Consider the following 26,101-nt stretch of genomic DNA (forward strand, 5'->3'; position numbering starts at 1 on the left):
AAGTGTTTCACGGGCGGTCTTGCTTGAACTCTGCGACAGGGGAAACACCCCGGTTTCGAAGGAGTTGAGCATGACTACGGAACTGTCCGGGTCGACGGCGCTGGTGACCGGCGGGACGAGCGGGATCGGCCGGGCGACGGCCGCCGCACTGGCCGGGCTCGGCGCGCACGTCGTGGTGTCCGGGCGGGACGCCGGACGCGGCGCCGAGGTCGTCGAAGGCATCCGCGCGGCCGGCGGGAAGGCGGACTTCGTCGCGGCCGACCTGACGGACGCGTCGTCGGCGCGTTCTCTCGCCGACCGGGCGCGGGAGATCGGCGGGCACGTCGACGTGCTGGTGAACAGCGCCGGGATCTTCCCCACCGGCCCCACCGCGGACATCTCCGAAACGGACTTCGACCGCGTCTACGCGACCAACGTGAAGGTGCCGTTCTTCCTGGTAGCCGAGCTGGCGCCGGAGATGGCGGCCCGCGGGCGCGGCGCGATCGTCAACGTGTCCACGATCGTCGCGAAGAACGGCATGACCGGGATGGCGCTCTACGGCTCGTCGAAGGCGGCCGTCGAGCTGATGACGAAGGCGTGGGCGGCGGAGTACGGGCCGTCCGGCGTCCGGGTCAACGCGGTCAGCCCGGGCCCGACGCGCACCGAAGGCACGGCGGCGTTCGGCGACGGCCTGGACGAGCTGGCCGCGGCGGGCCCGGCGGGCCGGGTGGCCTCGCCGGAGGAGATCGCCGCGGCGATCGCGTTCCTCGCGGCGGACGAATCGAGCTTCGTCCACGGCGCGATCCTCCCGGTGGACGGCGGCCGCGCGGCGGTCTGAGCCCGGTCAGGACGGCGTCACCGCAGGAAGGTGACGCCGTCCTGGGGACGCTCGTCCACCGTCAGCCGCGGACCGGCTCGCGCCCGGGCCGCCACGGCACCACCGCCGACGTCCGCCGCTGGTAGTCCGCGTATTCCGGGTAGCGCGACTTCGTGATGCTCTCGGTGAAGCGCGTCGAGCCGACGAACAGCAACGTCAGCAGCACCGCGCCGACGACCGTCCACTGGAGACCGCCGGCGACGACGCCGAACGCAGCGACCGCCCACCACTGCGCCTGTTCGAAGAAGAAGTTCGGGTGGCGGGAGTAGCGGAACAGCCCGGCCTGCAGGAACCGCGTCGGGGCCCGGCCCGCGCGCTTCTCCCGGTGGAATTCCCACTGCTGCTGGTCGGCGACCGTCTCCCCCACCAGGAACGCGGCGAAGACCACCGCGACGACGACGTCGCCCACGCCGAACGAGCCCGGGTGCTCCAACGCCGTGTACGCGGGCAGCGTGATCAGCAGGAGGATCGCGTTCTGGTAGAGCGAGATGAAGAAGAAGTTGAACAGCTGGAACTGCCACGGCGCCATCCGCTCGCGCAGCACCGCCCACCGGTAGTCCTCGCCGCCGGGCGCGTAGCCGCCCTTCCGGGCGAAGTTGAACGTCAGCCGCGCGCCCCACAGCGTGACCAGCGCGAACAGCACGTCGAGCCGGGCGTCGGCGAACCCGGCGGCGCCGGCGAAGATGCCCACGTAGGCCACCGGGACGATCGACCAGATCCGGTCGACCCAGGAGTATTCCCTGGTCAGCACGGAGACCAGCCAGGTGCCGATAGTGACCCCGGCGAAGACGTACAGGCACACCCGCAGCGCGTCCATGAGCACACCTTAGGACCTAGGATCGGCGCCGTGCCGTATTCGTTCCTCAGCCACCTCGACTGCTCCCGGACCGGCGAGCGTTTCGACGCGGACGTCGTCCAGGGGCTCTCCCCGGCCGGCGCGCCGCTGCTGGCGCGGTACGACCTCGACGGCGTCCGCGAAGCCGTGACGCCCAAGGAGATTTCCGGGCGGGAACCGACGCTGTGGCGCTACCACGAAGTGCTGCCGGTGCGCTCGCCCGAGAACGTCGTGAGCCTCGGCGAAGGCATGACGCCGTTGCTGCGGCTGCCGCGCTACGGCCGTGAGCTGGGGCTGTCCCGGCTGTGGATGAAGGACGAAGGCCTGGTGCCGACCGGCACCTTCAAGGCGCGCGGCGCCGCGGTCGGCGTCTCGCGGGCGGCCGAGCTGGGCGTGCGCGGGATCGCGATGCCGACGAACGGCAACGCGGGCGCGGCGTGGGCGTTGTACGCGGCCCGCGCGGGGCTGACGAGCCTGGTCGCGATGCCGGACGGCGCGCCGCCGATCACCATGCGCGAATGCGTCGCCGCCGGCGCCGAGCTGTACCGGGTGGACGGTCTCATCGGGGACGCTGGCAAGCTCATCGCCGCGGCGGTTCAGCGGCGCGAAGGCGTCCAGGACGTCTCGACGCTGAAGGAGCCGTACCGCATCGAGGGCAAGAAGACGATGGGGTACGAGATCGCCGAGCAGTTCGGCTGGCGGCTGCCCGACGTCATCCTCTACCCCACCGGCGGCGGGGTCGGCATCATCGGGATTTACAAAGCCCTGCTGGAGATGCGGGAGCTGGGCTGGGTTTCCGGTCCGCTGCCGCGGCTGGTGGCGGTGCAGGCCACCGGGTGCGCGCCGATCGTCACGGCGTTTTCGCGCGGTGAGAAGGAAAGCACTCCGTTCCCGGACGCCCGGACGGTCGCCTTCGGCATCACCGTGCCCAAGGCGCTGGGTGACTTCCTGGTGCTCGACGCGGTGTACGCGACCGGTGGCACGGCGGTCGCCGTCACCGACGAGGAACTGCTTGCGGCGCAACGGGAACTCGCCGAACGTGAAGGCACCTTCGTCTGCCCGGAGGGTGGGGCGTGCTTCGCCGCTTTGAAGCACCTTCGCGAGTCCGGCTGGCTGGAAGGCGACGAAGACGTCGTCGTGCTCAACACGGGCGCCGGGATCAAGTACCCGGAGACCGTGCCGCTCGACGTCCCGCTGACCGACGTGATTCTTTAAAGGACCGAGCGGACCGTTTCGGGGTCGCGGGCGACGACCGTCGTGCCGTCGTCGGCCGTGATGATCGGCCGCTGGATCAGCTTCGGGTACTCGGCCAGGGCGTCGATCCAGCGGGAGCGGTCTTCGGGCGTGCGCCCCCACGTCTTCAGGCCGAGGTCCTTCGAGATCGGCTCGGTGGTGCGCGCGATGTCCCACGGCTCGAGCCCGAGGCGCTTCAGGACGTCTTCGAGCTCCGCCGCGGTCGGCGGGTCCTCGAGGTAGCGGCGCACGGTGTACTCCGCGCCCGCCTCGTCCAGCATCGACACCGCGGACCGGCACTTCGAGCACGACGGGTTGATCCAGATCTCCACGGGCGGCAGCTTACCGCGCTGGTTTTGGAGCACGTGTTCTGTTACTGTCGCGGCATGCCCAGACCCCGCGTCCACGACCTCGACGCCCTGCTCGACGTCGCCGAGCGGCTCGTCGCCTCCTCGACGGAAGTGACTGTGCGTGGCCTGTCCGCGGCCGCGGGCGTGCCGAACGGGACGATCTACCACGCGTTCGGCTCGCTCAGCGCCGTGCTCGCCCGGGCCTGGCTGCGGGCCGCCACCGCGTTCCTCGACCTGCAGACATCGCTGGTGGACCAGGCTTCTTCGCCGGTCGAGGCCGTCGTCGCGGCGGCGGACACGCCCGCGGCGTTCGCCTCCCTGCGTCCCGACGGGGCTCGGATGCTGCTCAAGATCCGAGGAGACCGGCTCTTCGGGCCCGAACTGCCCGACGAACTGGCGGAAGCCCTGCACGCGGTGGACAAGCGGCTGGTCGCACTGCTCGGCCGGCTCGCCCGGCAGCTGTGGGACCGCGGGGACGGCCTGGCCGTCGAGGTGATCACGACGTGCGTCGTCGACCTGCCGACCGCGTTCTTCCGCCGCGACCTCACCGACCCCCTGGTGCGCGAAAGGCTGGCCGCCGCCGTGCGGGCCGTGCTGACCGTGCCCCCACGAGAAAAGGACCGACCGTGACCGTTTCCGTACTTGACATGGGCGACGACGAAAACCGGTTCTCGCCGGACTGGCTGCAGCGCGTTCATTCCTTTTTGGACGGTATCGAGGGCGCGCTGGTGACCACCGGCGGCGGCAAGTTCTACTCGAACGGGCTCGACCTCGAATGGCTGACGGCCCACGGAGACCAGGCGTCCCGGTACGTCACTGACGTGCAGGAGCTGTTCGCGCGCGTGCTGACGCTGCCGGTGCCGACGGTCGCGGCGATCAACGGCCACGCGTTCGGCGCGGGCGCGATGCTGGCGATGGCGCACGACTTCCGCGTGATGCGGTCCGACCGCGGCTACTTCTGCTTCCCGGAAGCGGACATCGACATCCCGTTCACACCGGGGATGGCGGCACTGATCCAGGGCAAGCTGACGCCGGCCGCGGCGATCGCGTCGATGACAACGGGACGGCGCTTCGGCGGGCTGGACGCGCTGGAAACCGGGCTGGTGGACGAGATCGCGGCCGAGGGCGAGGTGGTCAAGGTGGCGAGCGAACGGGTCCGGGCGCTGGCGGGCAAGGACCGCGGCACGCTGGGCGCGATCAAGGCGACGATGTTCGCCCCGGCCGTGGCGGCGCTGCGCGCGGGGTAGGCCTCCGGCCCCCGGTTTCCAGCTTACCGGGGGCCACCGACAGTTCCGGGCGATCGCCGGAGCTCGAAGTTCGTGATGACCACCTCGAGGTGGCCCTCACGTCCTTGTGCACTTGGCGAGGCGGCGGCGCAGGTGGGTGCGTTCCGGTTCGGTTCCGGCGAGAGCCAGGGCTTCGCGGTACGCCACGGCCGCTTCGGAAGTACGGCCGAGGCGGGACAGCAGGTCGCCCCGCGCCGCCGGGAACGGGCTGTACTCGCGCAGACGAGGTTCTCCGGCCAGGGAGTCCAAAAGCGCCAGTCCCGCCGCCGGGCCGTCGCGCATCGCTACCGCGACCGCCCGGTTCAGCTCCACCACCGGTGACGGCGCCAGCCCGCGCAGCACGTCGTAGAGCGCGACGATCTGCGGCCAGTCCGTGCTCGCCACGTCCGGTGCCTCGTCGTGCAGGGCCGCGATCGCCGCCTGGACGCCGTACCAGCCGGGCGGGCCACCGGACAACGCGACCACCACCAGCGCCGCCCCCTCCTCGATCATCGCGCGGTCCCAGCGGCCGCGGTCCTGGTCGTCGAGCAGGACCAGGTCGCCGTCCGGGCCGGTGCGGGCGTCGCGGCGCGCGTGGATCAGCAGCATCAGCGCCAGCAGGCCCGCGACCTCCCGCTCCCCCGGCAGCAGCCGCCGCAGGATCCCGGCCAGCCGGATCGCCTCCTCCGCCAGGTCGAGCCGCTGCAGGTCCGGCCCCGAACTCGCCGCGTACCCCTCGGTGAAGATCGAGTAGACGACCTGGAGCACCCCCGGCAGCCGGCCGGGCAGCTCGTCGGCGTCCGGGACCCGGAACGGGATCCGCAGCGTGCGGATCCGGTTCTTCGCCCGCACGATCCGCTTCCCCATCGTCGCGCTCGGCACCAGGAACGCCCGCGCCACCTCCGGCGTGGTCAGCCCGGCGAGGCAGCGCAACGTCAGCGCCGCGCGGTCCTCGGCGGGCAGCGCCGGGTGGGCGCAGGTGAAGAACAGCTGGAGCCGCTCGTCCGGCAGCTCGCCGTCCGGGGACTCACGCGCGGGCGCCGCGCGCTCGGCCTCGACCTGCAGCACCGCGAGCCGGGCCGCGTAGGCCTGGTCGCGGCGCAGCCGGTCGACGGCCTTGCGCCGCGCCGTCGTCATCAGCCAGGCACCCGGCTTCGGCGGCACGCCCTCGGCGGGCCAGCGCACCAGCGCGGCTTCGATCGCCTCCGACGTCACCTCCTCGGCCAGGTCGAGGTCGCCGAACCGCCGGACGAGCGCGGCGAGCAACAGCCCGCGTTCCTCCCGGAACACGGCCTCGACCGAGGAGGCCGCCCGCCCCGCCACCGCGGTCAGCCTTCGAAGTCGGCGAGCGGCCGCACGACGATCGACCCGCCGTCGCGGGCACCCGGGCAGCGCGCCGCCCAGTCGAGCGCGACGTCGAAGTCCGGCACGTCCAGGACGAAGTAACCGCCGAGGACTTCGCGGGACTCGGCGAACGGCCCGTCGGTGACGATCCGCTCGCCGTCCTCGGTCACGCGGACCGCGGCGGCCGTGGTGAAGTCGGCGAGCGCGTTCCCGCCGACGTGGACGCCGGCCTCCTTGAGCGCCTTGTCGAACAGCATCCAGTCCTCGGGCGTGCTGCAGCCCGTGGGCGCGCCGCCGGCGTCGAGCGCGGCGTTGATCAGCATCAGGTACTTCATGGTTCCTCCTGAGTCGGTTGCCGTACGCCAGCACTACGAACGACGGCCGGCCCCTTGGACACCCTCTTCGCCGGAATTTTCTCATGTCAAGAAAGTTTGACACGATGTCTGGTTTGTTTTACCTTGACGAGGTGACACACGAAGAGAAACGCGCATGGATCCTCGGGATCGCCGCGGTAGCGAGTTACGCGGTCTACCTCGTCCTGGTCCTCGGCCGGACGAGCGGACGTCGACTGGCCGACGTCCCCTATGTCGCGACTCTGCTCTGGACGGTCGGCGCGTCGATCGTCGCCACGATCATCGCGAACATCCTCGTCGCGGTGATCTCGAAAGACGGCCGGAAGGACCAGCGGGACCGCGAGATCGGCCGGTTCGGCGAGTACGTCGGCCACTCGTTCGTCGTCGTCGGCGCCGTCGCGGCCATGCTGCTCGCGATGGCCGAGGCGCCGCCCTTCTGGATCGCCAACGCCGTCTACCTCGCGTTCACGCTTTCGGCGATCCTCGGCTCGGTCGCCCGGATCTTCGCCTACCGCCGGGGCTTCCAGCCGTGGTGAAACCGACCCGCGTCACCAACTCGCTCCGCGCCCTCCGGTTCACGCACGGCCAGATGACCCAGGCCGAGCTCGCCACCAAGATCGGCGTCACCCGCCAGACCGTCATCGCCATCGAGCAGGGCCGCTACTCGCCTTCGCTGGAAATGGCGTTCCAGATCGCGCACGTGTTCGGGGTTCCGCTCGAAGACGTGTTCCAGTACCCGGAGGAGTCCTCGTGAAAGCCCTCGTCCAAGACCACTACGGAAGTCCCGGCGTCCTCGGGCTGACCGACCTCGCGAGACCGGCGCCCGGGCCCGGCGAGGTCGTGGTGCGCGTGCACGCGGCCGGCGTCGACCCGGGCGTCTGGCACCTGACCACCGGGCAGCCCTACCTGCTGCGCCTGCTCGGCTTCGGCCTGCGCGCGCCGAAGAACCCGGTGCGGGGCCTCGACTTCGCGGGCACGGTCGAGGAAACCGGCGACGGCGTCACGAAGTTCCGGCCCGGCGACGAGGTGTTCGGCACGGGCGAAGGCTCGTTCGCCGAGTACACCGTGGGCCGGGAGGATCTCCTTGCCGCGAAACCCGCCCGGCTCTCGTTCGAGCAGGCGGCGGCCGTCGCGATCTCCGGGTGCACCGCCCTACAGGGCCTGCGCGACGCCGGCCGCGTCCGGCCGGGCCAGTCCGTCCTGGTGATCGGCGCGGCGGGCGGCGTCGGGTCGTTCGCGGTGCAGCTGGCCAAGCACTTCGGCGCCGAGGTCACCGCGGTGTGCAGCACGGGCAAGATTGACCTCGTCCGCGCGCTCGGCGCCGACCACGTCGTGGACTACACGCGCGCCGACTTCGCCGAGCGCCGCCACGACCTGATCCTCGACACCGCGGGCCTGCGCTCGGTACACCACCTGCGCCGGGCGCTGACGCCGCGCGGCACGCTCGTGATCGTCGGCGGCGAAGGCGGCAAGTGGCTCGGCGGCGTCCAGCGGGTGTTCCGGGCGGCACTGCTGAACCCGTTCGTCCGGCACCGGCTGCGCGGGCTCGTCTGCCAGGTCCGCGGCGCGGACCTCGAGGTGCTGCGCGAGACGATCGAGGCCGGGCGGGTCACTCCGCTGCTCGACCGGGCGTACCCGCTCGCCGACGCCGTGGCCGCGATCGACTACGTCCACAGAGGACACTCGGCGGGCAAGGTCGTGCTCACGCTCTGAAGCCGCGGTCCCGCAGCCGCTTGATCCGGTCGATGTGGGCCGGGTGGCCGGCCAGCAGCCGCGCCCACATCCGCCGCTCGTCGCCGCCGCCGGCCCGGATCCACTCCCGGAACAGCGTGATCAGCTCCGGGCCGTAGCCCAGCCGCGCGGCCATCAGGTCCGCCCGGTACTCGCCGAGCCGTTTCGACCAGGCCAGCACCGGGCCGAGCAGCGGCGCCAACAGCAGCCACGGGTCGAGGAAGGCGAGCGCGGTGAGGATGCCGAGCGTCAGCAGCACGGTGACGAGGACGGCCACCGACCGCCCGAAGGCGGCGAACGCGCGCCCGACGTACGGGACGGCCAGTGCGAGCAGCCGGACCAGCCGGGCGAGCAGCCGGGCCGGGAGTTCCAGCCACCAGACGTACAGCGAGAGCCGGGTGTGCCCGGCGAGGTGGTGGCCGAGTTCGTGCGCCAGGATCGCTTCCAGGCTCGGCGGCGGCAGCTCCAGAGCGGTCCGCGTGACGGCGACGGTCCGGCCACCGGCGGCGAAAGCGTTGAGTTCGCGAGACCGGTCGACCCACAGCCGGTAGCGAGCACCGTCCACCCCCGCGGCGGCGCACACGGCCTGCCAGCCCGGGGTGAGCCGCGCGAGCTCCCGCGCGGTCGGCTGCCGCAGGCCGAAGGTCAGCGGCAGCAGGAAGTGTTCGAACACGGGCACGAAGGTGATCCCGCCGAGCAGCGCCCAGCAGGCGGGGAGGACCCAGAAGTACCCGGGCCAGGCGAGCTTCCCGAGGAGGGCGAGCACGAGCAGGCTGCCGGCGACGACGGGGACAGCCAGCACGACGGCGAGCACGGCGGACAGATCGGGCCGGGACCGGTCTCCGCTCAAGCCCGCTCCTCTCCACCGGCGCAGGAGCCCACCCTGGCCCGAACCGGGCTCAGGACACAACGCCCCTCCACCGAACGGCGGCTCTTCAGCGGAAGGCGTCGGCGTGCGCCTCGGCCCACTGGGCGAAGGTGCGGGCCGGGCGCCCGGTGACCTCGGCGACCGCCGGGTGCACCGTCGCCTCGTCGAGCGTCCCGCCGACGTAGAACTCCCAGAACGCCTCGACGTACTCGCGCGGCATGCTCGCCTCCAGCTCGGCGCGCGTCTCGTCGTCCGTCAGGCCGACGGCGTGCAGGTCCCGTCCGAGCACCTCGGCCAGCACGGCGACCTGCTCCGCGGGCCGCATCGCGACCGGCCCGGTCAGCTCGTGGATCCGGCCCTCGTGACCGCCGCGGAGGGCGAGGGCCGCCACCGCCGCGATGTCGGCCGGGTCGATGCACGCGGCCGCGACCTGCGGGAACTGGACGCGCACCGTGTCTCCTTCGCGCAGCTGCGGCAGCCAGCGCAGGGCGTTCGCCATGAACGCGCGCGGCCGCAGGAACGTCCAGTCCAGCCCGGACTCGCGCACCGCCCGTTCGGCCAGCGTCATGTACCGCGAGACCGCGTTGTCCAGGTTTTCGAGCGCGGCGGAACCGCCGGACAGCAGCACGATCCGCCGCACGCCCGCGTCACGCGCCCTGGCCAGCATGCCCGGCATGTCCTCGTAGCCGGGCAGCAGGAAAACCCCTTCGACGCCCTTGAGCGCGCCATCGAGGGTGCCGTGATCGTTGAGGTCGCCCACGACGGCCTCGGCACCTTCCGGCAGCTCGGCGTCCGGCCGGCGCACGAGTGCCCGGACCGGCGCCCCCGCCCCGGTGAGTGCCGCGACCACTTCCGCGCCGACGTTGCCGGTGGCGCCGGTGACCAGGAACATTCTCCTACCCCCAGATGTCGTCCCGGATCGAGCCTAGCGCCACCGGCCGCCGTCACGCCTGGGCTTCGAGGTCCTCGAACTCGACGACCTGGCGCACCTCGACCTCGATCTCCATGTCGAACAGCTCGACGTACCGCTTCGCGAACTCGACGGCCTCGGCCCGGTCCGCGGCGTTGATCAGCGCGAAGCCGCCGATGACCTCCTTGGCTTCGGCGAACGGGCCGTCGGTGACGCGGATCGCCGCGCCGCGCGGCTTGCGGATCAGCGATCCCTTGTCCGTCTTGTGGACTCCCTCGGCGGTGATCAGGATGCCCTTCTCCGCCGACTCCTGGATGAACCCGCCCATCTTCTCGATGAACTCCTGGCTCGGGTTCCACGCCTCCGGGTCGTTCTCGTCGATCCGGTGCATCATGAGGAAACGCATGGTCTGCTCCTTGGTCTTCCTGGCCGGGGTCCGGTTCCCTTCCGGACGCGATGACCGGCCTTCACCCCCGCGTCGATCGGCCGCGCGCGGCCCTCGACATTTCTCCGGGACATTTTTCCGGGCGGAGTACTGTGACGCGCATCACCCCCTAAGGAAGATCCCGGAATGGCTGTCCTGCTCGCTATCGGCACGCGCAAAGGTCTGTGGCTGGCGACCGGCTCGGACGACCGGACGAGCTGGGACGTGACCGGCCCGCACCACCCCATGACCGACGTGTACGCGGTCGGCATCGACACGCGCCGAGCCACACCCCGGCTGCTGGCCGGGATCACCAGCGAGCACTTCGGGCCGAGCGTGGCCACCAGCGACGACCTCGGCGCGACCTGGACCGAACCCGACCACGCCCCGATCTCGTTCCCGCCGGACACCGGTGAGTCGCTCGTCCGGGCGTGGCAGCTCGTGCCCGGCCCGGCGAGCGAGCCGGACGTCGTCTACGCCGGCACCGAACCGTCCGCCTTGTTCCGCTCCACCGACGGCGGCCGCACCTACGAGCTCGTCCGCGGCCTGTGGGACCACCCGCACCGCGCGCACTGGACACCCGGGGGCGGCGGCAAGGCGATCCACACGGTGCTCCCCCATCCGAGCGAGCCCGGCCGGATCACCGTGGCGATGTCGACCGGCGGCGTCTACCGCTCCGAGGACGGCGGCGAGTCCTGGCAGGCGAGCAACACCGGCATCAAGGCCGTCCACGTGCCCGACCCGTACCCCGAATACGGCCAGTGCGTGCACAAGCTCGCGCAGCACCCGGCCGAGCCGGACCGCCTGTACGCGCAGGTCCACCACGGCGTCTACCGCAGCGACGACGCCGGCGCGACCTGGCAGTCCATCGCCGACGGCCTGCCCGGCGACTTCGGCTTCCCGATGGTCGTCCACCCGCACCGGCCCGGGGTGATCTACACGTTCCCGCTGGTCGCGGACACGATGCGGTTCCCGCCGGGGGGCCGGTGCCGGGTGTACCGCAGCGAAGACGCCGGGAAGTCGTGGGAGGCGCTGGGGACGGGCCTGCCGGACGGGTACTGGGCCGGCGTCATGCGGGACGCGATGTGCACCGACGACTTCGACCCGGCCGGGGTGTACTTCGGCTCGCGCACCGGCGACGTCTACGCCAGCCGCGACGACGGCGACAGCTGGCAGCTCGTCGTGGCGCACCTGCCCGACGTGCTGTGCGTCCGCGCCGCGAGGGTGTGAGCCGTGCGGATCACCGTGCTGCTGCCGGGGACGCTGCGGGAGAAGGCCGGCGGCGAGTCCCGGCTGGACGTCGAGGTCGGCGAGCCGGCCACGCTGGGCGCCGTGCTCGACGCGCTGGCGCAGCGGTACCCGGCGCTGGAACGAAGGCTGCGCGACGAACAGGCGGGGCTGCGCCGGTACGTCAACTTCTACATCGACGGCGAGGAGTGCCGCCACCGCGGCGGCCCCGCGACAGTCCTGCGCGAGGACGCCGAAGTGCAGATCATCCCGTCGGTCGCGGGAGGCTGAGCTCGTCGAACAACCCCGCGGCCCGCTGGGCCGTCGCCGCCGCCCGGCGCCCGGTGCCGAGCAGGGCCAGCGCGAACAGCCCGGCACCGAGCCCGGCCACCAGCCACCACACGCCGTGCGCGGAGCCCGCGAGCGCGACGCCCAGCGTCGTGCCGGTCTGCCGGCCGGAGGACGCCAGCGAGGCGGCCACCCCGGCCATCGACCCCGGCATCCCGGAGACCGCGGTGTTGGTGATCGGCGGGTTGACCGTGCCGAGGAAGACGCCGAACAGCAGGAAGGTCACGAGGACCACGGGCAACGGCGTCGCCGGGCCGAGCCACGCCGACGTGACACCGCCCGCGGCGAGCGCGACGCCCGCGACGACGAGCGGCAGCCGCGGCCCGCGCGTGCCGACCAGCCGTCCGGTCTTCGGGGACAGGACGAGGACGAGCAGCCCGACCGGAAGCAGGCACAGCCCGGCCGCCAGCGCGGTCATGCCGCGCACCTCCTGGAGGTACTGGGTGGCGGTGAACAGGAAGATCCCGAACCCGCACAGAGCCAGCACCGCCATCAGGATCGCCGAGCTGAACGCGATGCTGCGGAACAGGCGCAGTTCCAGCAGCGGGTCGGCGCGGCGGGGTTCGTAGACCAGAATGCCCAGCACGCCGAGCCCGGCGAGGGCGAGCAGGCCGAGGATCGGCGCCGACGTCCAGCCCAGCCAGCGCGCTTCGATGAGGGCGTAGACGACACTGCCGAGCACGACGACCACGAGCACCTGCCCCACCGGGTCGAACCGGCGGGCCCGCGGCGCGCGGGACTCGGGCACGAACAGCGCGGTGGCGACCAGCGCGGCGACGACGATCGGGACGTTGACCCAGAAGACGGCGCGCCAGCCGAAGCCGTCGACGAGCGCGCCGCCGAGGATCGGCCCGAGCGCCAGCGCCAGGCCGGACATCGAGCCGAACACGCCGATCGCGCGGGCGCGTTCGGCCGGGTCGGGGAAGGTGGTGGCGACGATGGCCATCGCGACCGGGTTCAGCATGGTGCCGCCGGCGGCCTGCACGGCGCGCGCCGCGATCAGCCAGCCGATGCCGGGGGCCACGCTGCACAGCAGCGACCCGAGGCCGAAGACGGCCAGGCCGCACTGGAAGACGCGCTTGCGGCCGAACCGGTCGGCGGCCGAACCGGCGAGCACGAGGAACCCGGCCAGCACCAGCGTGTAGGCGTCGACCGTCCACTGCAGGCCGGAGACGGACGCGCCCAGGTCGCGGCGGATCGACGGCAGCGCGACGGTGACGATGGAGATGTCCATCACCACGACGACGATGCTGGCGCAGCAGATCGCGAGCACGAGCGCCGGGCGGCGCGAAGTCGGAACGTTCATGCGTCCGACGCTAGGATTTAGAGCGTGCTCGAAGTCAAATCGCCGATCCCCGCGGAGGGGCTGACCATCGCGGACGCGGCCCGCCGCACCGGCGTCAGCGCGCACACGCTGCGCTACTACGAACGAGCGGGCCTGGTGGTGACCCAGGTCGACCGCACCAGCGGCGGACGGCGCCGCTACCGGCAGCTGGACCTGGACTGGATCAAGATCTGCACCAAGCTGCGGGCGACGGGCATGCCGATCAAGACGATCCGCCGGTACGCGGACCTGGTCGCCGCCGGCCGCGGCAACGAACCGGAACGGCTGGCGCTGCTGGAGGAGCACCGCGCGGACGTGCTGGCCCGGCTGGCCGAGCTGCAGGAGAACCTGGCGCTGATCGACCGCAAGATCGGCGTGTACCGCGGCCGCCTGGAAGCGGGCGACGCGGACGGCCTCTGGGCGCCGGCCGGACCGCGCTGAGCTCAGCCCGGCCGCGAAACCGGCGTCTCGATTCCCGCCAGAACGCCACCGCGGCGCTGCCACGCCTCTTCCGCGCCGGGGCCCAGGACCCGGCCCAGGTCCGGGCCGAGACCGAGACTGGCGCGGCTGAGCTGCGCCAGGTCGTAGAGCAGCCGGAAGGCACGCACGCGCCGCGGCCGCAGCGAGGGCAGCCACACGTCCTGCGCCTGGATGGTCGCGGGTCCGACGGTGAGCCCGATGGTGATCTTGCGACGGTCCACCGGCTCCGGCCGCCACCCGGCGTCGAGCGCCTTCTCCAGGTCGCGGGCGCGGGTCGCGAGCTCGTCGATGCCGAGGTCGCCGGTCCTGGCCAGTTCGCCCGTCTCGGCGAACCAGGCGCGCAGCCGGCGCGCCGGACGGGAATCGCGGAGCTCGAGGGCCCGCGGCAGGACGTCTTCCGGATCGGCCGACTCGGCGAGCACGGCGGCGAGGAACAGCGGCAGCCTGACCTCGGCGACCCGCCCACCGCCGGGAAACGCGCCGTCGATCCGCCGCCGGGCCTCGTCGACGTGTTCGGCCCGCCGTTCGTCCATGCGGCGGACGACGGCGTCCGGGTCCAGCCCGGCCGGAGCCCGGTACTCGACGAACGGCGCCCGCAGCGGGTGCGGTGCGTACGCGGCGTCCACGCACGCGGCGAGCCGGTCGTAGTAGCAGGCCGCCGCGATGTTGCGGATGAGGTCGATGCCCGCGACCGCCTTGTCGTGGACGTCTTTCCCGGCCACGCGGGTGAGGTCGAACGGATGCACGGCGAAGTCCTTCTTGACCGGCATCCACCCCTCGTGCCGGGCCGCCTCACTCAACTGCTTCAGCAGACGGCCGGTCTGCCGCGGGCCGTGCCGCCGCGCGAGGCGCGCCAAGATCCGGTAGAGGACGTGTCCCTCATCCGGCTCGCCGGCGACGATCTCGTAGATGCCCTGGTGCACCGTGTCGCAGCACAGGAGGTCGTCCGAGAAGCCGGTGCAGTAGTAGCCGTTGCTGATCTCCAGGTACGCGCCGACCGCGTGGTGCTCCTCCAGCGCGCGGACGTAGCCGCGGAACGCGTCGGTGCACGCGAGGTCCTGGGCGTACCGCAGGGTCTCGATGGCCAGGCCGGCGTGGTCGTACCCGTCGGCGAGGAGGGTCAGCAGCCCGGAGACGCCGTCGAGCCCGGCGGGCACCTCCGGTTCGCCTCCGGACTCGTTCGCCCAGGTGGGAATCCCGTAGGGGCCGACGCCGATCCGGTCGTGGAGGACGATCGCCTGCACCAGCTGGGCGAGGGCGAGGACATCGGCGACCCGGCGCAGGTCGTCGGCGGCGGAGTAGTCGTTCTTCCCGAGGACCCGGTGGTGCGCGCTCCAGCTGTCCCACGGGCCCGGTCCGTCCGGGGAGAGCGCCCGTCCGGCACCTTGAAGCGTCATGTTGTCCAGGACGATCACGCCGGTCCCCCCGTTCGTGCCGAATCGACGACACCCTAACGCCCCGGCCCGCCGGAAAAGGTGGTTCCCGCAGACGGCTGTTACGGCAGCCGGGCCAAGCGCGATTCCATCAGCAGGGGCACGGTTCGGAGGTGCGGGATGACGACCGAGGTGCCGACGTTCTGCCCGCTGTGCGTGTCCCGCTGCGGCGCCACCGCGACGGTCGACGACGGGCGTTTGCTGGCGCTTCGTCCCCTGCCGGGCCATCCGACGGGCGGGGCGATCTGCGTCAAGGGCAAGGCGGCGCCGGAGATCGTCGCGCACCCCGACCGGCTGCTGCACCCCCTGCGCCGGACCAACCCGAAGGGCGCGGCCGACCCGGGCTGGGAACGCCTTGGCTGGGACGAGGCGCTGGCCACCATCGCCGCGCGGCTGACGGCGATCGCCGCGGAGTCGGGACCGGAAGCGGTGGTGTTCGGCACCGCCTCGCCCTCGACGTCGGCCATGTCGGACTCGGTCGACTGGCTGATGCGGCTCCGGCGGGCCTTCGGCAGCCCCAACCTGCTGACCTACATGGAGCTGTGCGGCTGGGGCCGGCACCTGGCGACCACCTACACCTGGGGCGAGCCGGTGCCGGGGGCCTACCTGCCCGACCTCGACAACGCCGGCTGCGTCCTCTACTGGGGGTATAACCCGTCGGTGTCCCGGCTCGCGCACGCGACCGCGACCACGGCCGCGCTGCGGCGGGGCGCGAAGCTCGTCGTGGTCGACCCCCGCCGCGCCGGCCTGGCGAGCAAGGCGGACCACTGGCTGCGCGTCCGCCCGGGCACGGACGCGGCACTGGCGCTGGCGATCACGCACGTGATGATCGAGAACGGCTGGTACGACACCGAGTTCGTCGAGCGCTGGACCAACGCGTCGTGGCCGGTCCGTGCCGACACCGGCGAGCTGCTGGCGCCCGGCGCGACCCCGCCGGACGACGGGCCCACGCGCCGGGTCTGGGACCTGATCGCCGAGGAGTGCGCGAGGTTCACCCCCGAGGTGGCCGAGCAGGTCACCGGCGTGCCCGCCGACCGGATCGTCGCGGTGGCCCAGCTGCTGTGGGAAGCGCGTCCGGTGGCGTTCTACACCTGGAGCGGGCTCGAACAGCACAGCAACGCGACCCAGACCGTGCGGGCCATCGGCCAGCTGTACGCGCTGACGGGATGCCTCGACGTGCCGGGCGGGAACGTCCTGTTCACGCCGGTACCGGCCAACCCGGTCGACGGGGCACAGCTGCTTCCGCCCGAGCAGCGGGCCAAGACCATCGGCGTGCGGGAGCGGCCACTCGGCCCGGCCCGGTTCGAGTTCGTCACCGGCGAGGACTTCTACGAAGCGGCGTTGGACGGCGTGCCGTACCGGGCCCGGGCGCTGGTCAACTTCGGCGCCAACCTGGTGATGGCCCACGGCGACAGCGCGCGGGGCCGGGACGGGCTCGGCGCGCTGGACTTCTTCGTCCACACGGACTTGTTCATGAGCCCGACCGCGGAGCAGGCGGACATCGTCCTGCCCGCGACGAGCGCGTGGGAAGCCGAGGCGCTGCGGATCGGCTTCGAGACCGGTCAGGACGCGCAGGCGACCGTCCAGCTGCGGCGGCCGCTGGTCGCCCCACGCGGTGAAGCGCGTCCGGACCTGCGGATCATCTTCGACCTCGCGGTCGCGCTCGGACTGGGCGAGCACTTCTTCGGCGGCGACATCGAGGCGGGCTGGCGGTACCAGCTCGTTCCCAGCGGCGTCAGCCTCGAGCAGCTGCGGGCCGCTCCGGAGGGGATCCGCCTGCCGCTGGAGACGGTCCACCGCAAGTACGAACGACGGGGTTTCCGGACGCCGTCGGGCGTGGTCGAGCTGTATTCCGAGGCGCTGCTCAAGGAGGGCTACCCGCCCCTGCCGACGTACGACGAGCCGTCGATCAGCCCGCGCTCCCGGCCGGACCTGGCGGCCCGCTACCCGCTGATCCTCACGTGCGCGAAGTCGCTGTTCTTCTGCGAAACCCAGCACCGCGAAGTCACGAGCCTGCGCAAGTCCGCACCCGACCCCCAGGTCGAGCTGCACCCCGAGACGGCGGCGGGCCGCGGCATCGCGGCCGGCGACTGGGTGCGGCTGGAAACGCCCAAGGGAAGCATCCGCGCCCGGGCCAAGTTCAACGGCAACCTCCACCCGGACGTGGTGTGCGGCCAGCACGGCTGGTGGCAGCCGGCGTCCGAGCTCGGCCAACCGGGCTACCCGGCGATCGGCGACGGCAGCGCGAACCTCAACCTCGTGCTGAGCCAGGGCCCGAGCGACCCGATCAGCGGCAGTTCACCGCTGCGTGCCTCGCTTTGCGAAGTCAGGCCGGAAAACGGCTAGGTTCTTCGAGGCATTCAGCCGCAGGGCACCGTGAGTTCCTGGTCGAGCGCGGTGTAGGTGTTGATCGCGGTGCCGTTGCACCGGTACGTCGCGGTGCCGACGCCACTCGCCACGACCTGCGCGGAACCGTCGACCACCCGGGAAATCGACACCGGAAACGGGATGAAGGGTCCGAGCGGGAAGTTGGATATCCCGCTCCTGGCGAACAACTCGGTCGAGGTGGCCATGAAAAGCCGGACCTGGCCGTTGATGGCGTGAGCGGGGCCCGCCGCGGCGACCGAGCCGCCGGTCAGCAGGGCGACCGCCGCGGCGATCACGGAAACGCGAGCGAATTGATGCGACATGACTACCGTTCTAGCAGCGTCACCGGGAATTGTCTGCCACCATTTGTGCGCACCCGGCCGCGGCGCCGGTGCTCCATTCAGCGAGGATTTCGGAAAACCGATCTTGCCGCTTTCCCCCGACGGCGCCGGTGTCAGCCGGTCAACCGGGCAGTGCGCCTTCCGCGGTGAATCACGGAGCGGCCAGGGCCTCGGTGGGAGTCATCCGGGACGCCCGAACCGCCGGGTAGAGCCCCGCCAGCACGCCGATCGCGAGCGCGGAGCCGGCACCACCCCCCACCGCGGCCGGCGGGATGACCGCGGGCCAGCCCTGGACCACCGCGTAGCCGCTCGCGCCCAGCACACCGAGCGTCACACCCGCGAAGCCGCCGAGCAGGCACAGCGTGACGGACTCGGCGAGGAACTGACCGCGGATCTGGCCGCGGGTGCTGCCCAGCGCCCGGCGCAGCCCGATCTCCCGCTTGCGCTCCAGCACCGAGATCACCATCGTGTTCGCGACGCCCACTCCGCCGACCAGCAGCGCCACCCCGGCCAGGCCGAGGAACAGCCCGGAAAACGCCGTCTCGGTGATCCGCTTGGCGGCCAGCGCGTCCGAGGGACGGCTGACCTCGATGCGGGCCGGGTTCTCCGGGAACAGCGTGGCCGCCAGGACCCGGCGGACGTTCTCCACCTCGGGCTCGGCCGACCGCACGAAGACCGTGGTCGGGTGCCCGTCGAAGCCCAGCCACTGGCGGGCCGCGCCCCAGCCGACCAGCACGGACCGCTCGACGTCCGGGGCGAGCGGAGCGGGCGCGAGGACGCCGGCCACCACGAACCAGCGGTCGCCGATCCACACCGTCGGGGCCCGCGCGCCGATCTCGGTTATGCCGAGCCGGGTCGCGGCCTTGTCCCCCAGCACCACCACCGGCAGGTTCGACGTGCCGTCGGTGAGGTAGCGGCCGGACGAGACCTTCCCGCCGATGGCGGGCAGCAGGTCGGGCCGCGCCGCGAGCACGGTCAGGCCCGACCCCTGCTCGGGCGGGATGCGGTCGGTGCGCCGGACGCTCGCGTGCGTGTTGGCGACCGCGCTGGCCAGCTGCACCGGCCCGATCCGCGCCGTCATCGTCGCGGCGGCCTCCGGCACCGGCGGCAGCTGCTGCGTCACCGGGTCGATCGTCACCTGGGCCCGCAGCAGGTTCGTGCCCAGCTCGGACAGGCTGCGGTCCAAGGCGACCCGGCTCGACGCGGGGATGCCCGCCACCACGATGATCGTCGCGATCCCGATCGAGATCCCCAGCGCCGACAGCACCGCGCGCACCGGACGGCTGCGCAGCCCGGACAGCCCGAGCGCCAGCAAGTCGAGGGGCCCGAGCCGGACCGGCGCGGTCACGACACGACCCCGCTCAGCCGACGGGAATCCGTGCGGACGCGGCCGTCGCGCAGTTCGATCCGGCGGGGCAGCGAGGCCGCGATCTCACGGTCATGAGTGATGACGGCGATGGTCGCGCCCGCCTGGTTGAGGGAGCGGAGCAGTTCGAGGATGGTGTCGCCGGTGGCGGTGTCGAGGGCGCCGGTGGGTTCGTCCGCGAGCACGATGGCCGGGTCGCGGGCCAGTGCGCGGGCGATGGCGACGCGCTGGCGTTCGCCGCCGGACAGCTCGTGGGGACGGTGCCCGGTGCGGTGTCCGAGGCCGACCCGGGTCAGGGCGTCGACGGCCAGGGCGCGGCGACGGCGCCGGGGCACCCCCGCGTAGAGCATCCCGGTCATCACGTTCTCCACGGCGGACAACCCGTCGGAAAGGTGGAACTGCTGGAACACGAAGCCGATCCGGCGGGCCCGCAGCGCCGACAGGCCGCGGTCGGACAGCCGCGAGACGTCCTGGCCGTCGACTTCGAGGGTGCCGCCGCTCGGCCGGTCGAGCGTGCCCATCAGGTGCAGCAGGGTCGACTTGCCGGAACCGGACGGGCCGGCGATGGCCAGCAGTTCGCCCTGCCACACCGACAACGACACGTCGTCGAGCGCGCGCACGTCACCGGCGTAGACCTTGCTGACGTTGCGCAGGGACAGCACCGGGGTCATGAAGCTCTCACCACGCGCAGGCCTTCGGTCAGGCCGGCGCCGCTGACCTCGACGAGGTCTCCGGCGAACATCCCCGTCCGCACGGCGACGAGCCGGGTGCCGCCGCGTTCGACGACCTGCACGGCGTACCCGCCCTCGCCGAGGGCGAGCAACGCGGTGACCGGCACCGCCAGCACCCCGGTCCGGCTCTGGCCGGCGAGCTTCACCTGTACCTGCCCCGAATCCACCGCGGCGGCGGCGTTCTGATCGTCGATGGTGATGGTCGCGATCTGCTTGGGCGTCCCGGTTTCCGCGCCCTCGCCCTGGGGTGCCGGCGCGAGTGTGGTCACCGCGCCCGTGGTCTGCGCTCCGCCCGGCAGTACCAGCGCGACCTTCGCGCCGGGTTTCGCGGCGGCGACGTCGATCTGCGCCGGGTCGATCTGGGCGGTGACCGACTTGCCCACGCCGGTGTAGCCGAACAGTTCCGCGGCCGCCGGCGCGCCGGGCTGGGCCTTCAGCGCGTCGATCCGGATGGCGGACGGCAGGACCACGGCGTCGCCCACGTCGAGGAAGCCGGTCTCGTCCATGCCGTTCGCCTTCTGCCAGCGCTTCAGCGCGGCTTCGGTGTCCGGGGTGAACTTGTCGCCCTTGCCGTCGAGGCGGTATCCGAACGAGCGCAGGTTGGTCAGCAGCTCCCGCACGTCCGGGCCGGGCGTCACGGTCACGTCCAGCTTGCGGTACAACGGCGTGCTGCCGAGCAGCAGCGGCACCGGTTTGGCGTCCACTGTGTACAGTTTCTTGCCCGCCCCGACCACCGTTCCGGGAGCGGGCAGCCAGGTCAGCGTGCCCGCCCGGCGGCCGGTGAACGTCACCGGCTGGCCGTAACCGACGGTTCCGTTGACGGTGACGGACGTGCTCAGGTCGGTCTTGCGGACCTCCACCGTGTCCGCGGCCGCCGGCGCGGCCGGGGGTGGCGCGGACGGCGGCGCACCGAGCCTGCTGTAGACGAGCACCCCGCCCGCGCCGACGACCAGCAGCACGGCCAGCGCGGGCACCAGCCACCTCTTCATCGGCCCCCGCCGGAAGACAGCTCCTTCTCGCACCGCGGAGTCAGGTCGAGGCCCTTGGAGATCGAGTCCGGGTCGTTGTTCTTGCCGCCGAACTCGATCGCGGTCCGGTCGTCGCCCGGCTTCACCGGCGACTCCTCGACCAGCCGCACGCCCTTGGCGCGCAGGCACAGCACCATCTTGTGGAGGAAGTCCGCGGCCTGCGGGTTGGCGGTGTCGTACTCCCACGGCGGCAACGGCTTCTTGCTCACGCAGGCCGCCTCGGCCGCGGCCTCCTTCGCGGGGTCCGGCCGAGCAGGCGCGGCGACTCCCGTCCCCGAACCCGCTCCCTTCCCGGGCAGGCCGTTCTCGCCCAGGCATCGGTTGTAGGTCTCGTAGAGCTGGTCGCTCTCTTCCGGCGTCATGTCCAGCCGTTCCCGCGGCCGCGCCGCCTCGGTGCTCCCGTTCGCCGTCGACGACGGCGGCGCCGCGGCAGCCTGGGAGGTCTGGAGGGTGGCCACCTTCTGCTCGGGCGGCGGTGGTGTCGAGCAACCGCCGGCGATCACGACAGCGGTGATCACGGCGAGGTACCGCAGGGGGTTCATGCCGCAGAGAATGCTCGGGAAATGTGAAGAACCTGTTGTGACGTCGTTCAGGTTCCTTCTCCCGGCAGCCGGATGGTGAACGTCGTTCCCGCGCCGACGGCACTGGTCACCGTGACGGTCCCGCCGTGCGCCTCGACGAGGTGCTTGACGATGGCGAGCCCCAGGCCGCGGCCGCCGGTGGCACGGCTGCGGGAGCGGTCCGCCCGCCAGAACCGGTCGAACACGTGCGGCAGGTCTTCCGGGGCGATGCCCGATCCGGTGTCGCTGACCTGCAGCACCACCTCGTCGCCCGCCCGCAGGCCCCGCAGGACGATCCGCCCGTCCGGCGGCGTGTGCGCGATCGCGTTGACCACCAGGTTGCCCACGGCCTGCCGGAGCCGGACCGGATCGGCCGTCAGCTGCAGCACCCCGGAGGTCTCCACGACCAGATCCCTCGGGTGCGCCGCGGCGATCTGCCGGAGCAGTTCGCCGGCGTCGACCGGTTCCGGCTGCAGGCGGAACTCGCCCGCGTCCGCGGACGCCAGTTCCTGCAGGTCGTCGACCAGCTGCTGGAGCACGAGCGTCTCCTCCAGCAGGGACTCCACCAGCGCCGGGTCCAGGTCCGCGACGCCGTCCTGCGCGGCGACGAGCCAGCCGCGGATGGTGCCCAGCGGCGTGCGCAGCTCGTGCGAGACGTCGCTGACCAGGTCCTTGCGCTGCTTTTCGGTGCGCGCCAGGTGTTCGGACATCTGGTTGAACGCCTCGGCCAGCTCCGCGATCTCCCAGCGCGCCGACACCTCGGCCCGGGCCGCGGAGTCCCCGGCCCGCATCCGCTGGGTCGCGGCGGTCAGGACCCGCAACGGCCGGAGCACGCGCCCCGCGAGCAGGATGCTCACCCCGACCGTCAGCACGAGGATCACCAGCGCCGCCGCGAAGATCCGCACCGCTCCGGCGGCGGGCAGCCCGACCACGGTCGGGGCGTCCGGCGGCGCGCTGACGAACAGCAGGGCCGCCGGCGCGACGTACGACGTGAGCAGGATCCGCCTGCTCACGCCGAGGCAGTCGAAGAACACCTGCCGGTCGGTGCCCGCGTCGGCAGGCTGGAACCCGCCGTCCGGGGTCAGGACCACGCCGTATGGCCGCTTCCCCCGGTCCCTCAAGCATTTGCCCAGGTAGTCGTCGAGGATCTGCAGTGCGCGCTTCTCGGTCACGGTCAGCCCGGCCGCGTCCGCGGGACAGCGACTGCCCTGGGCGGCCCGGAGGTAGGACCGGCCGCTCTCGGACACGGCGATCTCGGCGGGCAGCCCGTCCGCGGTCAGGCACGCCCCCTGTTTCTCGACGGCCGCCCGCACGGCGTCCCGTTCCTCCGGCAGCAGCCGGAACGGTCCGACGGCCCGCGGGTCGATGCGGTCGTCGGGGGTCTTCGGCGCCAGCGTGACGTCGACCGCCAGGGGGTCGGCCACGGCGGACGGCTGCGCGGGCAGCGGCGGGTCGTCCGGCCCGAACGCGCCGGCGATGGGCACCCGGTTGCCGGTGGTGAGCCCGATCCGCAGCCCGGTCTGCCTGCTCAGCTCGGCGAGGACCGGCGCGACGCCCGTCCAGCTGGGGTGGGTCGCGCCGTAGCCCAGCACGCCGTCGTAGATCCGGGCGACGCTCGCCTGGTTCTGCCCCTGCGCGGCCCGCAACGTGCCGGTGGTGCTCTGCACGGACAGCCACGCGGTGGCGCCGATCGAGCACACCGCGACCAGCGTCGTCCCGGCGAGCAGCCGCAGGCGCAGCCCGCGGCGACGCGGCTCAGTCACCGGCACGGCCGTCGACGACCTTGTACCCGATGCCGTAGACGGTCCGCAGGTACCGGGGGTCGGCGGGGTCGGCTTCGATCTTCTTCCGCAGGTTCCGCACGTGCACGTCGATGGTCCGTTCGGTGATGAACCCGTCCAGGCCGTAGGCGTGTTCCAGCAGCTGGGCCCGGCTGAACACCTGGCCGGGCGCGGCCGTGAGGGTCGCGAGGATCCGGAACTCGGCCGGGGTGCACGCCACGAGCCGGTCACCGATCCGCACCTCGTGCCGCAGCACGTCCAGCGCCAGATCGCCCACCCGCAACGGCGGGGCAGCGGTCCCGGTCGCGGGCCGGGCCCGCCGCAGCAGCGCCCGCACCCTGGCCATGAGCTCCCGCGGGTCGTAGGGCTTGGTGAGGTAGTCGTCGGCGCCCAGGTCGAAGCCGTGCAGCTTGTCCTCGGCACCGGCCCTGGCGGTCACCATCAGCACCGGCAGGTCGTACTCGCGCCGCAGCACGCGGCAGACGTCCAGCCCGTCCACCCCGGGCATCATCACGTCGAGCACGAGCAGGTCCGGCTGCCGCCGGCGGACCTCGTCGATCGCCGACCGCCCGTCGGACACCACCAGCACGGTATGCCGTTCGTGGCTCAGGTAGCGGCGGACCAGCTCGGCCTGTTTGGGATCATCCTCGGCCACCAGCACATAGGCACACACGAGCCCATCATGCCCCGGCTTCGGGAGCTTCGGACGGCCACCGCCCGCTGGAACCAGCAGAGTCAAGCGGGCAAATCGGCGGGCAGGCCGAAGTCGGTGAGTGCGGCGGTCAGGAACGACACGATCTCGCTCACTCGTCCATTGTGGATGGTGAGCACGTCGAGGCCGCCCGGCAGGTAGGCGCCGGCGGCGTCGTCCCACAGGTAGGTGCCGAAGGCGAGCTGGCCGTTGGCCGACGTCGGCAGGAATCGCCAGCGCGACCGCAGCGGACCGTCGACCAGGAACGCGCGGATGGCGTCGGCGCCGCGGTACCACTCGGGCAGTGGCGGCATCGAGAAGCGGGCGTCGTCGGCCAGCATGGCGACGATCGCGTCGACGTCGCCGGCCTGCCAGGCATCGATCCACCGGCCGGCGATCTCGTTGACCGCGTCCGGCCCGAGTTCGTGCTGCACGCTCTGCCGGCTGACGCGGGTGGTGTCGATGGTCTTGCGGGCCCGCTGCAGCGCGCTGTTCACCGAAGCGGTGGAAGTTTCCAGCAGCTCGGCGACTTCGGCGGCGGAGAAGCCGAGCACTTCGCGGAGGAGGAGCACGGCCCGCTGCAAAGCGGACAGGTGCTGCAGGGCGGCGACGAATGCGAGTCCGACGGCCTCCCGGGCGAGATAGCTCGCCTCGGGTGAGGGATCGGGGCAGGGTTCGAGCCAGCTGACTTCGGCACCGGGGGTTCCCGGGTGCACGTCGAAGGGCAGTTCGCGGCGGCCGAGCCGTTCCAGGGCGGTCAGGCAGCGGTTGGTCGCGATCTTGTACAGCCAGGCCCGGACGAACCCGCGCTCGTCCAGCCCGCCGATGCCACGCCAAGCCCGGACCAGCGCGTCCTGGAGCACATCCTCGGCGTCGTGCCGCGAACCCAGCATCCGGTAGCAGTGCGCCAGCAGCTCGTCACGGTACGGGCCGACCAGTCGCTCGAACGCGGCCGCGTCGCCCGACCTGGCAGCGTCGAGGAACTCGGCCGGTGCGTTCACACCGGCCATCCTGGCCCGCCGCGATGAGTTTGTCGCCCGGCCCGGGTTCCACCCGGTGAACTCATCCTCCGAGGAGAACCCGATGACCGACGAACAGCAGATCCGAACCCTGATCCAGGCCTGGGCGAGCGCCGCGCACGAGGGCGACCTTGACGGCGTGCTGGCGGATCACGCCCCTGAAATCGTGATGTTCGATGTGCCGCCGCCCTATCGGGGGCTGCGCGGACTCGAGGCCTACCGGGACAGCTGGCCGGGGTTCTTCGCCTGGCAGGCCGGCGGTGCGGTGTTCGACCTCGAATCACTCGACGTCGTGGCCGGGACCGACGTCGCCTTCGCCTACGGCCTGCTGCGCTGCGGCACGCCGGCCGACTTCGCCCGGGACCCCGAGCAGCGGCTCCGGCTCACTGTCGGCCTGCGCAAGACCGAGGGCCGCTGGAGCGTGGTGCACGAGCACCACTCCTTCACCGACACGACCCCGGCGCCCCCGCCGGAGTCACGATGAAGAAGAACTGGCCGGCCACTGTCGAATCCGGCCGGCTTCGTTCGACGCCCGGGGTGAGAGGCCGCCCACGCGGGGCGCGATCACGACCACCGGAGAGGCCGGCCGATGCCGCACCCACAGGCCAGGATCCACCGCATGTTCGAGCTCGTCGAGCCGATCGCCACCGTCGCCTTCTCCGCGGTGGCGACCGAGGCGTTCCTGGTCCTCGGCATGCGCAACTACCGGGACGGATACTTCGCGGGCCGGGCCGCGCCGCTGGGGCAGGCACCGGCCGAGGTGGCGCGCCACCTCCCGTGGGTCTGGGGGAAGACCACCCCGGAGGAGGCGATCGCCGTGCGCGAGCGGGGCAGCGCCACCGCGCTGCGGCAGAGGATCGGAAAGCTCGCCGACTCCCCCGGGCTGCCGCGGGTCGCCGACCTCGCCACCCGAGCGGCGGTCAGCGCGCCGACCGAAGGCCGGGCGCTCCGCGGCCTCGTGGACGCCACCGGCGGGTTCACCGACGCCGGCCGGGAGACCAGCGAGCGGATCGAGGCCCTCACCGACGAATTGGCGGCACCGGCATACGCCGTGCTAGGCGCGGACGAGCTTGACGAGCTGGTCGCGGGCCTCGAACCGATCGCCGCCGCGGTACAAGCCGCCCACGATCGAGCAGGCAGTCGCCGGAGTGAACAATTGCGGGTGAGCGGACCATTCCCGGGCTGACCGCGAAAACCGGCAGCCGGGTGAATTCCCGGCTGCCGGTTTTCGATTTC

30 protein-coding genes are annotated in these 26,101 nt (G+C 72.4%); 13 read left to right on the forward strand and 17 right to left on the reverse strand.

What is annotated here, in order from left to right; genetic code table 11:
- Positions 1 to 70: 70 nt before the first annotated feature.
- Positions 71 to 817 (forward strand): SDR family NAD(P)-dependent oxidoreductase, encoded by a 747-nt coding sequence (locus CF165_RS36805; RefSeq protein ID WP_093952207.1) that lies wholly within the window; start codon positions 71 to 73, stop codon positions 815 to 817.
- Between the two features lie 61 nt (positions 818 to 878).
- Here the strand turns inward: CF165_RS36805 and CF165_RS36810 are convergent, their stop codons facing one another.
- Positions 879 to 1,673 (reverse strand): DUF1295 domain-containing protein, encoded by a 795-nt coding sequence (locus CF165_RS36810; protein ID WP_093952208.1) that lies wholly within the window; start codon positions 1,671 to 1,673, stop codon positions 879 to 881.
- Positions 1,674 to 1,703: 30 nt separating this feature from the next.
- Between CF165_RS36810 and CF165_RS36815 the strand changes: the two genes are divergently transcribed.
- Complete coding sequence (locus tag CF165_RS36815) at positions 1,704 to 2,906, forward strand: threonine synthase (RefSeq protein ID WP_093952209.1); 1,203 nt, start codon at positions 1,704 to 1,706, stop codon at positions 2,904 to 2,906.
- Here the strand turns inward: CF165_RS36815 and CF165_RS36820 are convergent.
- The gene (locus tag CF165_RS36820) at positions 2,903 to 3,256 is read right to left on the reverse strand and encodes an arsenate reductase family protein (RefSeq protein ID WP_093952210.1); all 354 of its coding nucleotides are present in this window, start codon (positions 3,254 to 3,256) and stop codon (positions 2,903 to 2,905) included. The genes CF165_RS36815 and CF165_RS36820 overlap by 4 nt on opposite strands.
- Positions 3,257 to 3,310: 54 nt before the next feature.
- Between CF165_RS36820 and CF165_RS36825 the strand changes: the two genes are divergently transcribed.
- Together CF165_RS36825 and CF165_RS36830 are read left to right on the forward strand one after the other, a co-directional pair.
- Complete coding sequence (locus tag CF165_RS36825; RefSeq protein WP_167441675.1) at positions 3,311 to 3,904, forward strand: TetR/AcrR family transcriptional regulator; 594 nt, start codon at positions 3,311 to 3,313, stop codon at positions 3,902 to 3,904.
- The gene (locus CF165_RS36830; protein WP_093952212.1) at positions 3,901 to 4,521 is read left to right on the forward strand and encodes an enoyl-CoA hydratase/isomerase family protein; all 621 of its coding nucleotides are present in this window, start codon (positions 3,901 to 3,903) and stop codon (positions 4,519 to 4,521) included. The genes CF165_RS36825 and CF165_RS36830 overlap by 4 nt, the downstream gene beginning before the upstream one ends.
- A 96-nt stretch (positions 4,522 to 4,617) precedes the next feature.
- Here CF165_RS36830 and CF165_RS36835 read toward each other — a convergent pair whose 3' ends face one another.
- Both CF165_RS36835 and CF165_RS36840 read right to left on the reverse strand, forming a co-directional pair.
- Positions 4,618 to 5,862: an RNA polymerase sigma factor gene (locus CF165_RS36835; RefSeq protein WP_093952213.1), complete on the reverse strand. Its 1,245-nt coding sequence runs from the start codon at positions 5,860 to 5,862 to the stop codon at positions 4,618 to 4,620.
- 5 nt (positions 5,863 to 5,867) lie between these two features.
- Positions 5,868 to 6,218, reverse strand: coding sequence for a YciI family protein (locus CF165_RS36840; protein ID WP_093952214.1), 351 nt, complete (start codon positions 6,216 to 6,218; stop codon positions 5,868 to 5,870).
- A gap of 104 nt (positions 6,219 to 6,322) precedes the next feature.
- On the opposite strand from CF165_RS36840, the gene CF165_RS36845 reads away from it, so the two are divergent.
- Genes CF165_RS36845 through CF165_RS36855 form a run of 3 tightly spaced genes read left to right on the forward strand, consistent with a single transcriptional unit; the run spans position 6,323 to position 7,949 of the window.
- Positions 6,323 to 6,772: a hypothetical protein gene (locus tag CF165_RS36845; RefSeq protein WP_093952215.1), complete on the forward strand. Its 450-nt coding sequence runs from the start codon at positions 6,323 to 6,325 to the stop codon at positions 6,770 to 6,772.
- Positions 6,766 to 6,990: a helix-turn-helix transcriptional regulator gene (locus CF165_RS36850; protein WP_093952216.1), complete on the forward strand. Its 225-nt coding sequence runs from the start codon at positions 6,766 to 6,768 to the stop codon at positions 6,988 to 6,990. Before CF165_RS36845 ends, CF165_RS36850 begins: the two co-directional genes overlap by 7 nt.
- Complete coding sequence (locus CF165_RS36855) at positions 6,987 to 7,949, forward strand: NAD(P)-dependent alcohol dehydrogenase (RefSeq protein ID WP_093952217.1); 963 nt, start codon at positions 6,987 to 6,989, stop codon at positions 7,947 to 7,949. Before CF165_RS36850 ends, CF165_RS36855 begins: the two co-directional genes overlap by 4 nt.
- Here CF165_RS36855 and CF165_RS36860 read toward each other — a convergent pair.
- From CF165_RS36860 to CF165_RS36870, 3 genes are all read right to left on the reverse strand, one after another.
- Entirely contained in the window at positions 7,939 to 8,817 is an 879-nt protein-coding gene (locus CF165_RS36860; RefSeq protein ID WP_093952218.1) for a M48 family metalloprotease, read from the reverse strand. The genes CF165_RS36855 and CF165_RS36860 overlap by 11 nt on opposite strands.
- Before the next feature lie 85 nt (positions 8,818 to 8,902).
- Positions 8,903 to 9,727 (reverse strand): NAD(P)H-binding protein, encoded by an 825-nt coding sequence (locus CF165_RS36865; RefSeq protein ID WP_093952219.1) that lies wholly within the window; start codon positions 9,725 to 9,727, stop codon positions 8,903 to 8,905.
- Positions 9,728 to 9,779: 52 nt separating this feature from the next.
- Positions 9,780 to 10,151, reverse strand: a complete 372-nt coding sequence (locus CF165_RS36870; protein ID WP_093952220.1) for a YciI family protein — start codon at positions 10,149 to 10,151, stop codon at positions 9,780 to 9,782.
- Between the two features lie 165 nt (positions 10,152 to 10,316).
- Between CF165_RS36870 and CF165_RS36875 the strand changes: the two genes are divergently transcribed.
- Together CF165_RS36875 and CF165_RS36880 are read left to right on the forward strand one after the other, a co-directional pair.
- Positions 10,317 to 11,399, forward strand: a complete 1,083-nt coding sequence (locus CF165_RS36875; protein WP_093952221.1) for a WD40/YVTN/BNR-like repeat-containing protein — start codon at positions 10,317 to 10,319, stop codon at positions 11,397 to 11,399.
- A 3-nt stretch (positions 11,400 to 11,402) separates the two neighbouring features.
- Positions 11,403 to 11,687 (forward strand): ubiquitin-like small modifier protein 1, encoded by a 285-nt coding sequence (locus CF165_RS36880; RefSeq protein WP_093952222.1) that lies wholly within the window; start codon positions 11,403 to 11,405, stop codon positions 11,685 to 11,687.
- Here the strand turns inward: CF165_RS36880 and CF165_RS36885 are convergent.
- Positions 11,662 to 13,050, reverse strand: coding sequence for an MFS transporter (locus tag CF165_RS36885; protein WP_093952223.1), 1,389 nt, complete (start codon positions 13,048 to 13,050; stop codon positions 11,662 to 11,664). The two genes, CF165_RS36880 and CF165_RS36885, sit on opposite strands and share 26 nt — an antisense overlap.
- Before the next feature lie 24 nt (positions 13,051 to 13,074).
- On the opposite strand from CF165_RS36885, the gene CF165_RS36890 reads away from it, so the two are divergent.
- On the forward strand, positions 13,075 to 13,509 hold the full coding sequence (locus CF165_RS36890; RefSeq protein WP_093952224.1) for a MerR family transcriptional regulator: 435 nt from the start codon (positions 13,075 to 13,077) through the stop codon (positions 13,507 to 13,509).
- 2 nt (positions 13,510 to 13,511) lie between these two features.
- Here CF165_RS36890 and CF165_RS36895 read toward each other — a convergent pair whose 3' ends face one another.
- A complete protein-coding gene (locus CF165_RS36895) occupies positions 13,512 to 14,963 on the reverse strand; it encodes a hypothetical protein (RefSeq protein ID WP_093952225.1) in 1,452 nt (483 codons plus the stop codon).
- Between the two features lie 138 nt (positions 14,964 to 15,101).
- Here CF165_RS36895 and CF165_RS36900 point away from each other — a divergent pair, with 138 nt between their 5' ends.
- On the forward strand, positions 15,102 to 17,327 hold the full coding sequence (locus CF165_RS36900; RefSeq protein WP_093952226.1) for a molybdopterin-containing oxidoreductase family protein: 2,226 nt from the start codon (positions 15,102 to 15,104) through the stop codon (positions 17,325 to 17,327).
- Between the two features lie 14 nt (positions 17,328 to 17,341).
- Here CF165_RS36900 and CF165_RS36905 read toward each other — a convergent pair whose 3' ends face one another.
- The 8 genes from CF165_RS36905 to CF165_RS36940 form a co-directional block, all read right to left on the reverse strand.
- A complete protein-coding gene (locus tag CF165_RS36905) occupies positions 17,342 to 17,671 on the reverse strand; it encodes a hypothetical protein (RefSeq protein ID WP_143268730.1) in 330 nt (109 codons plus the stop codon).
- A 169-nt stretch (positions 17,672 to 17,840) separates the two neighbouring features.
- Positions 17,841 to 19,037, reverse strand: coding sequence for an ABC transporter permease (locus tag CF165_RS36910; RefSeq protein WP_093952228.1), 1,197 nt, complete (start codon positions 19,035 to 19,037; stop codon positions 17,841 to 17,843).
- Positions 19,034 to 19,726, reverse strand: coding sequence for an ABC transporter ATP-binding protein (locus CF165_RS36915; RefSeq protein WP_093952229.1), 693 nt, complete (start codon positions 19,724 to 19,726; stop codon positions 19,034 to 19,036). The genes CF165_RS36910 and CF165_RS36915 overlap by 4 nt, the downstream gene beginning before the upstream one ends.
- Positions 19,723 to 20,775, reverse strand: coding sequence for a peptidoglycan-binding protein (locus CF165_RS36920; protein ID WP_093952230.1), 1,053 nt, complete (start codon positions 20,773 to 20,775; stop codon positions 19,723 to 19,725). The genes CF165_RS36915 and CF165_RS36920 overlap by 4 nt, the downstream gene beginning before the upstream one ends.
- Positions 20,772 to 21,356, reverse strand: a complete 585-nt coding sequence (locus CF165_RS36925; RefSeq protein ID WP_093952231.1) for a hypothetical protein — start codon at positions 21,354 to 21,356, stop codon at positions 20,772 to 20,774. The genes CF165_RS36920 and CF165_RS36925 overlap by 4 nt, the downstream gene beginning before the upstream one ends.
- A gap of 47 nt (positions 21,357 to 21,403) precedes the next feature.
- Positions 21,404 to 23,137: a sensor histidine kinase gene (locus CF165_RS36930; protein WP_167441676.1), complete on the reverse strand. Its 1,734-nt coding sequence runs from the start codon at positions 23,135 to 23,137 to the stop codon at positions 21,404 to 21,406.
- On the reverse strand, positions 23,130 to 23,828 hold the full coding sequence (locus CF165_RS36935; protein WP_093952233.1) for a response regulator transcription factor: 699 nt from the start codon (positions 23,826 to 23,828) through the stop codon (positions 23,130 to 23,132). Before CF165_RS36935 ends, CF165_RS36930 begins: the two co-directional genes overlap by 8 nt.
- Positions 23,829 to 23,890: 62 nt before the next feature.
- Positions 23,891 to 24,856 carry a sigma-70 family RNA polymerase sigma factor gene (locus CF165_RS36940; protein ID WP_093952234.1) on the reverse strand — a complete coding sequence of 322 codons (966 nt, stop codon included), beginning with the start codon at positions 24,854 to 24,856 and terminating at the stop codon, positions 23,891 to 23,893.
- A 73-nt stretch (positions 24,857 to 24,929) separates the two neighbouring features.
- On the opposite strand from CF165_RS36940, the gene CF165_RS36945 reads away from it, so the two are divergent.
- Together CF165_RS36945 and CF165_RS36950 are read left to right on the forward strand one after the other, a co-directional pair.
- On the forward strand, positions 24,930 to 25,349 hold the full coding sequence (locus CF165_RS36945) for a YybH family protein (protein ID WP_093952235.1): 420 nt from the start codon (positions 24,930 to 24,932) through the stop codon (positions 25,347 to 25,349).
- 135 nt (positions 25,350 to 25,484) lie between these two features.
- The gene (locus CF165_RS36950; protein WP_167441677.1) at positions 25,485 to 26,051 is read left to right on the forward strand and encodes a helix-turn-helix domain-containing protein; all 567 of its coding nucleotides are present in this window, start codon (positions 25,485 to 25,487) and stop codon (positions 26,049 to 26,051) included.
- Positions 26,052 to 26,101 lie beyond the last annotated feature (50 nt).

It is taken from the genome of Amycolatopsis vastitatis, from assembly GCF_002234595.1.
Classification (GTDB): Bacteria; Actinomycetota; Actinomycetes; order Mycobacteriales; family Pseudonocardiaceae; genus Amycolatopsis; species Amycolatopsis vastitatis.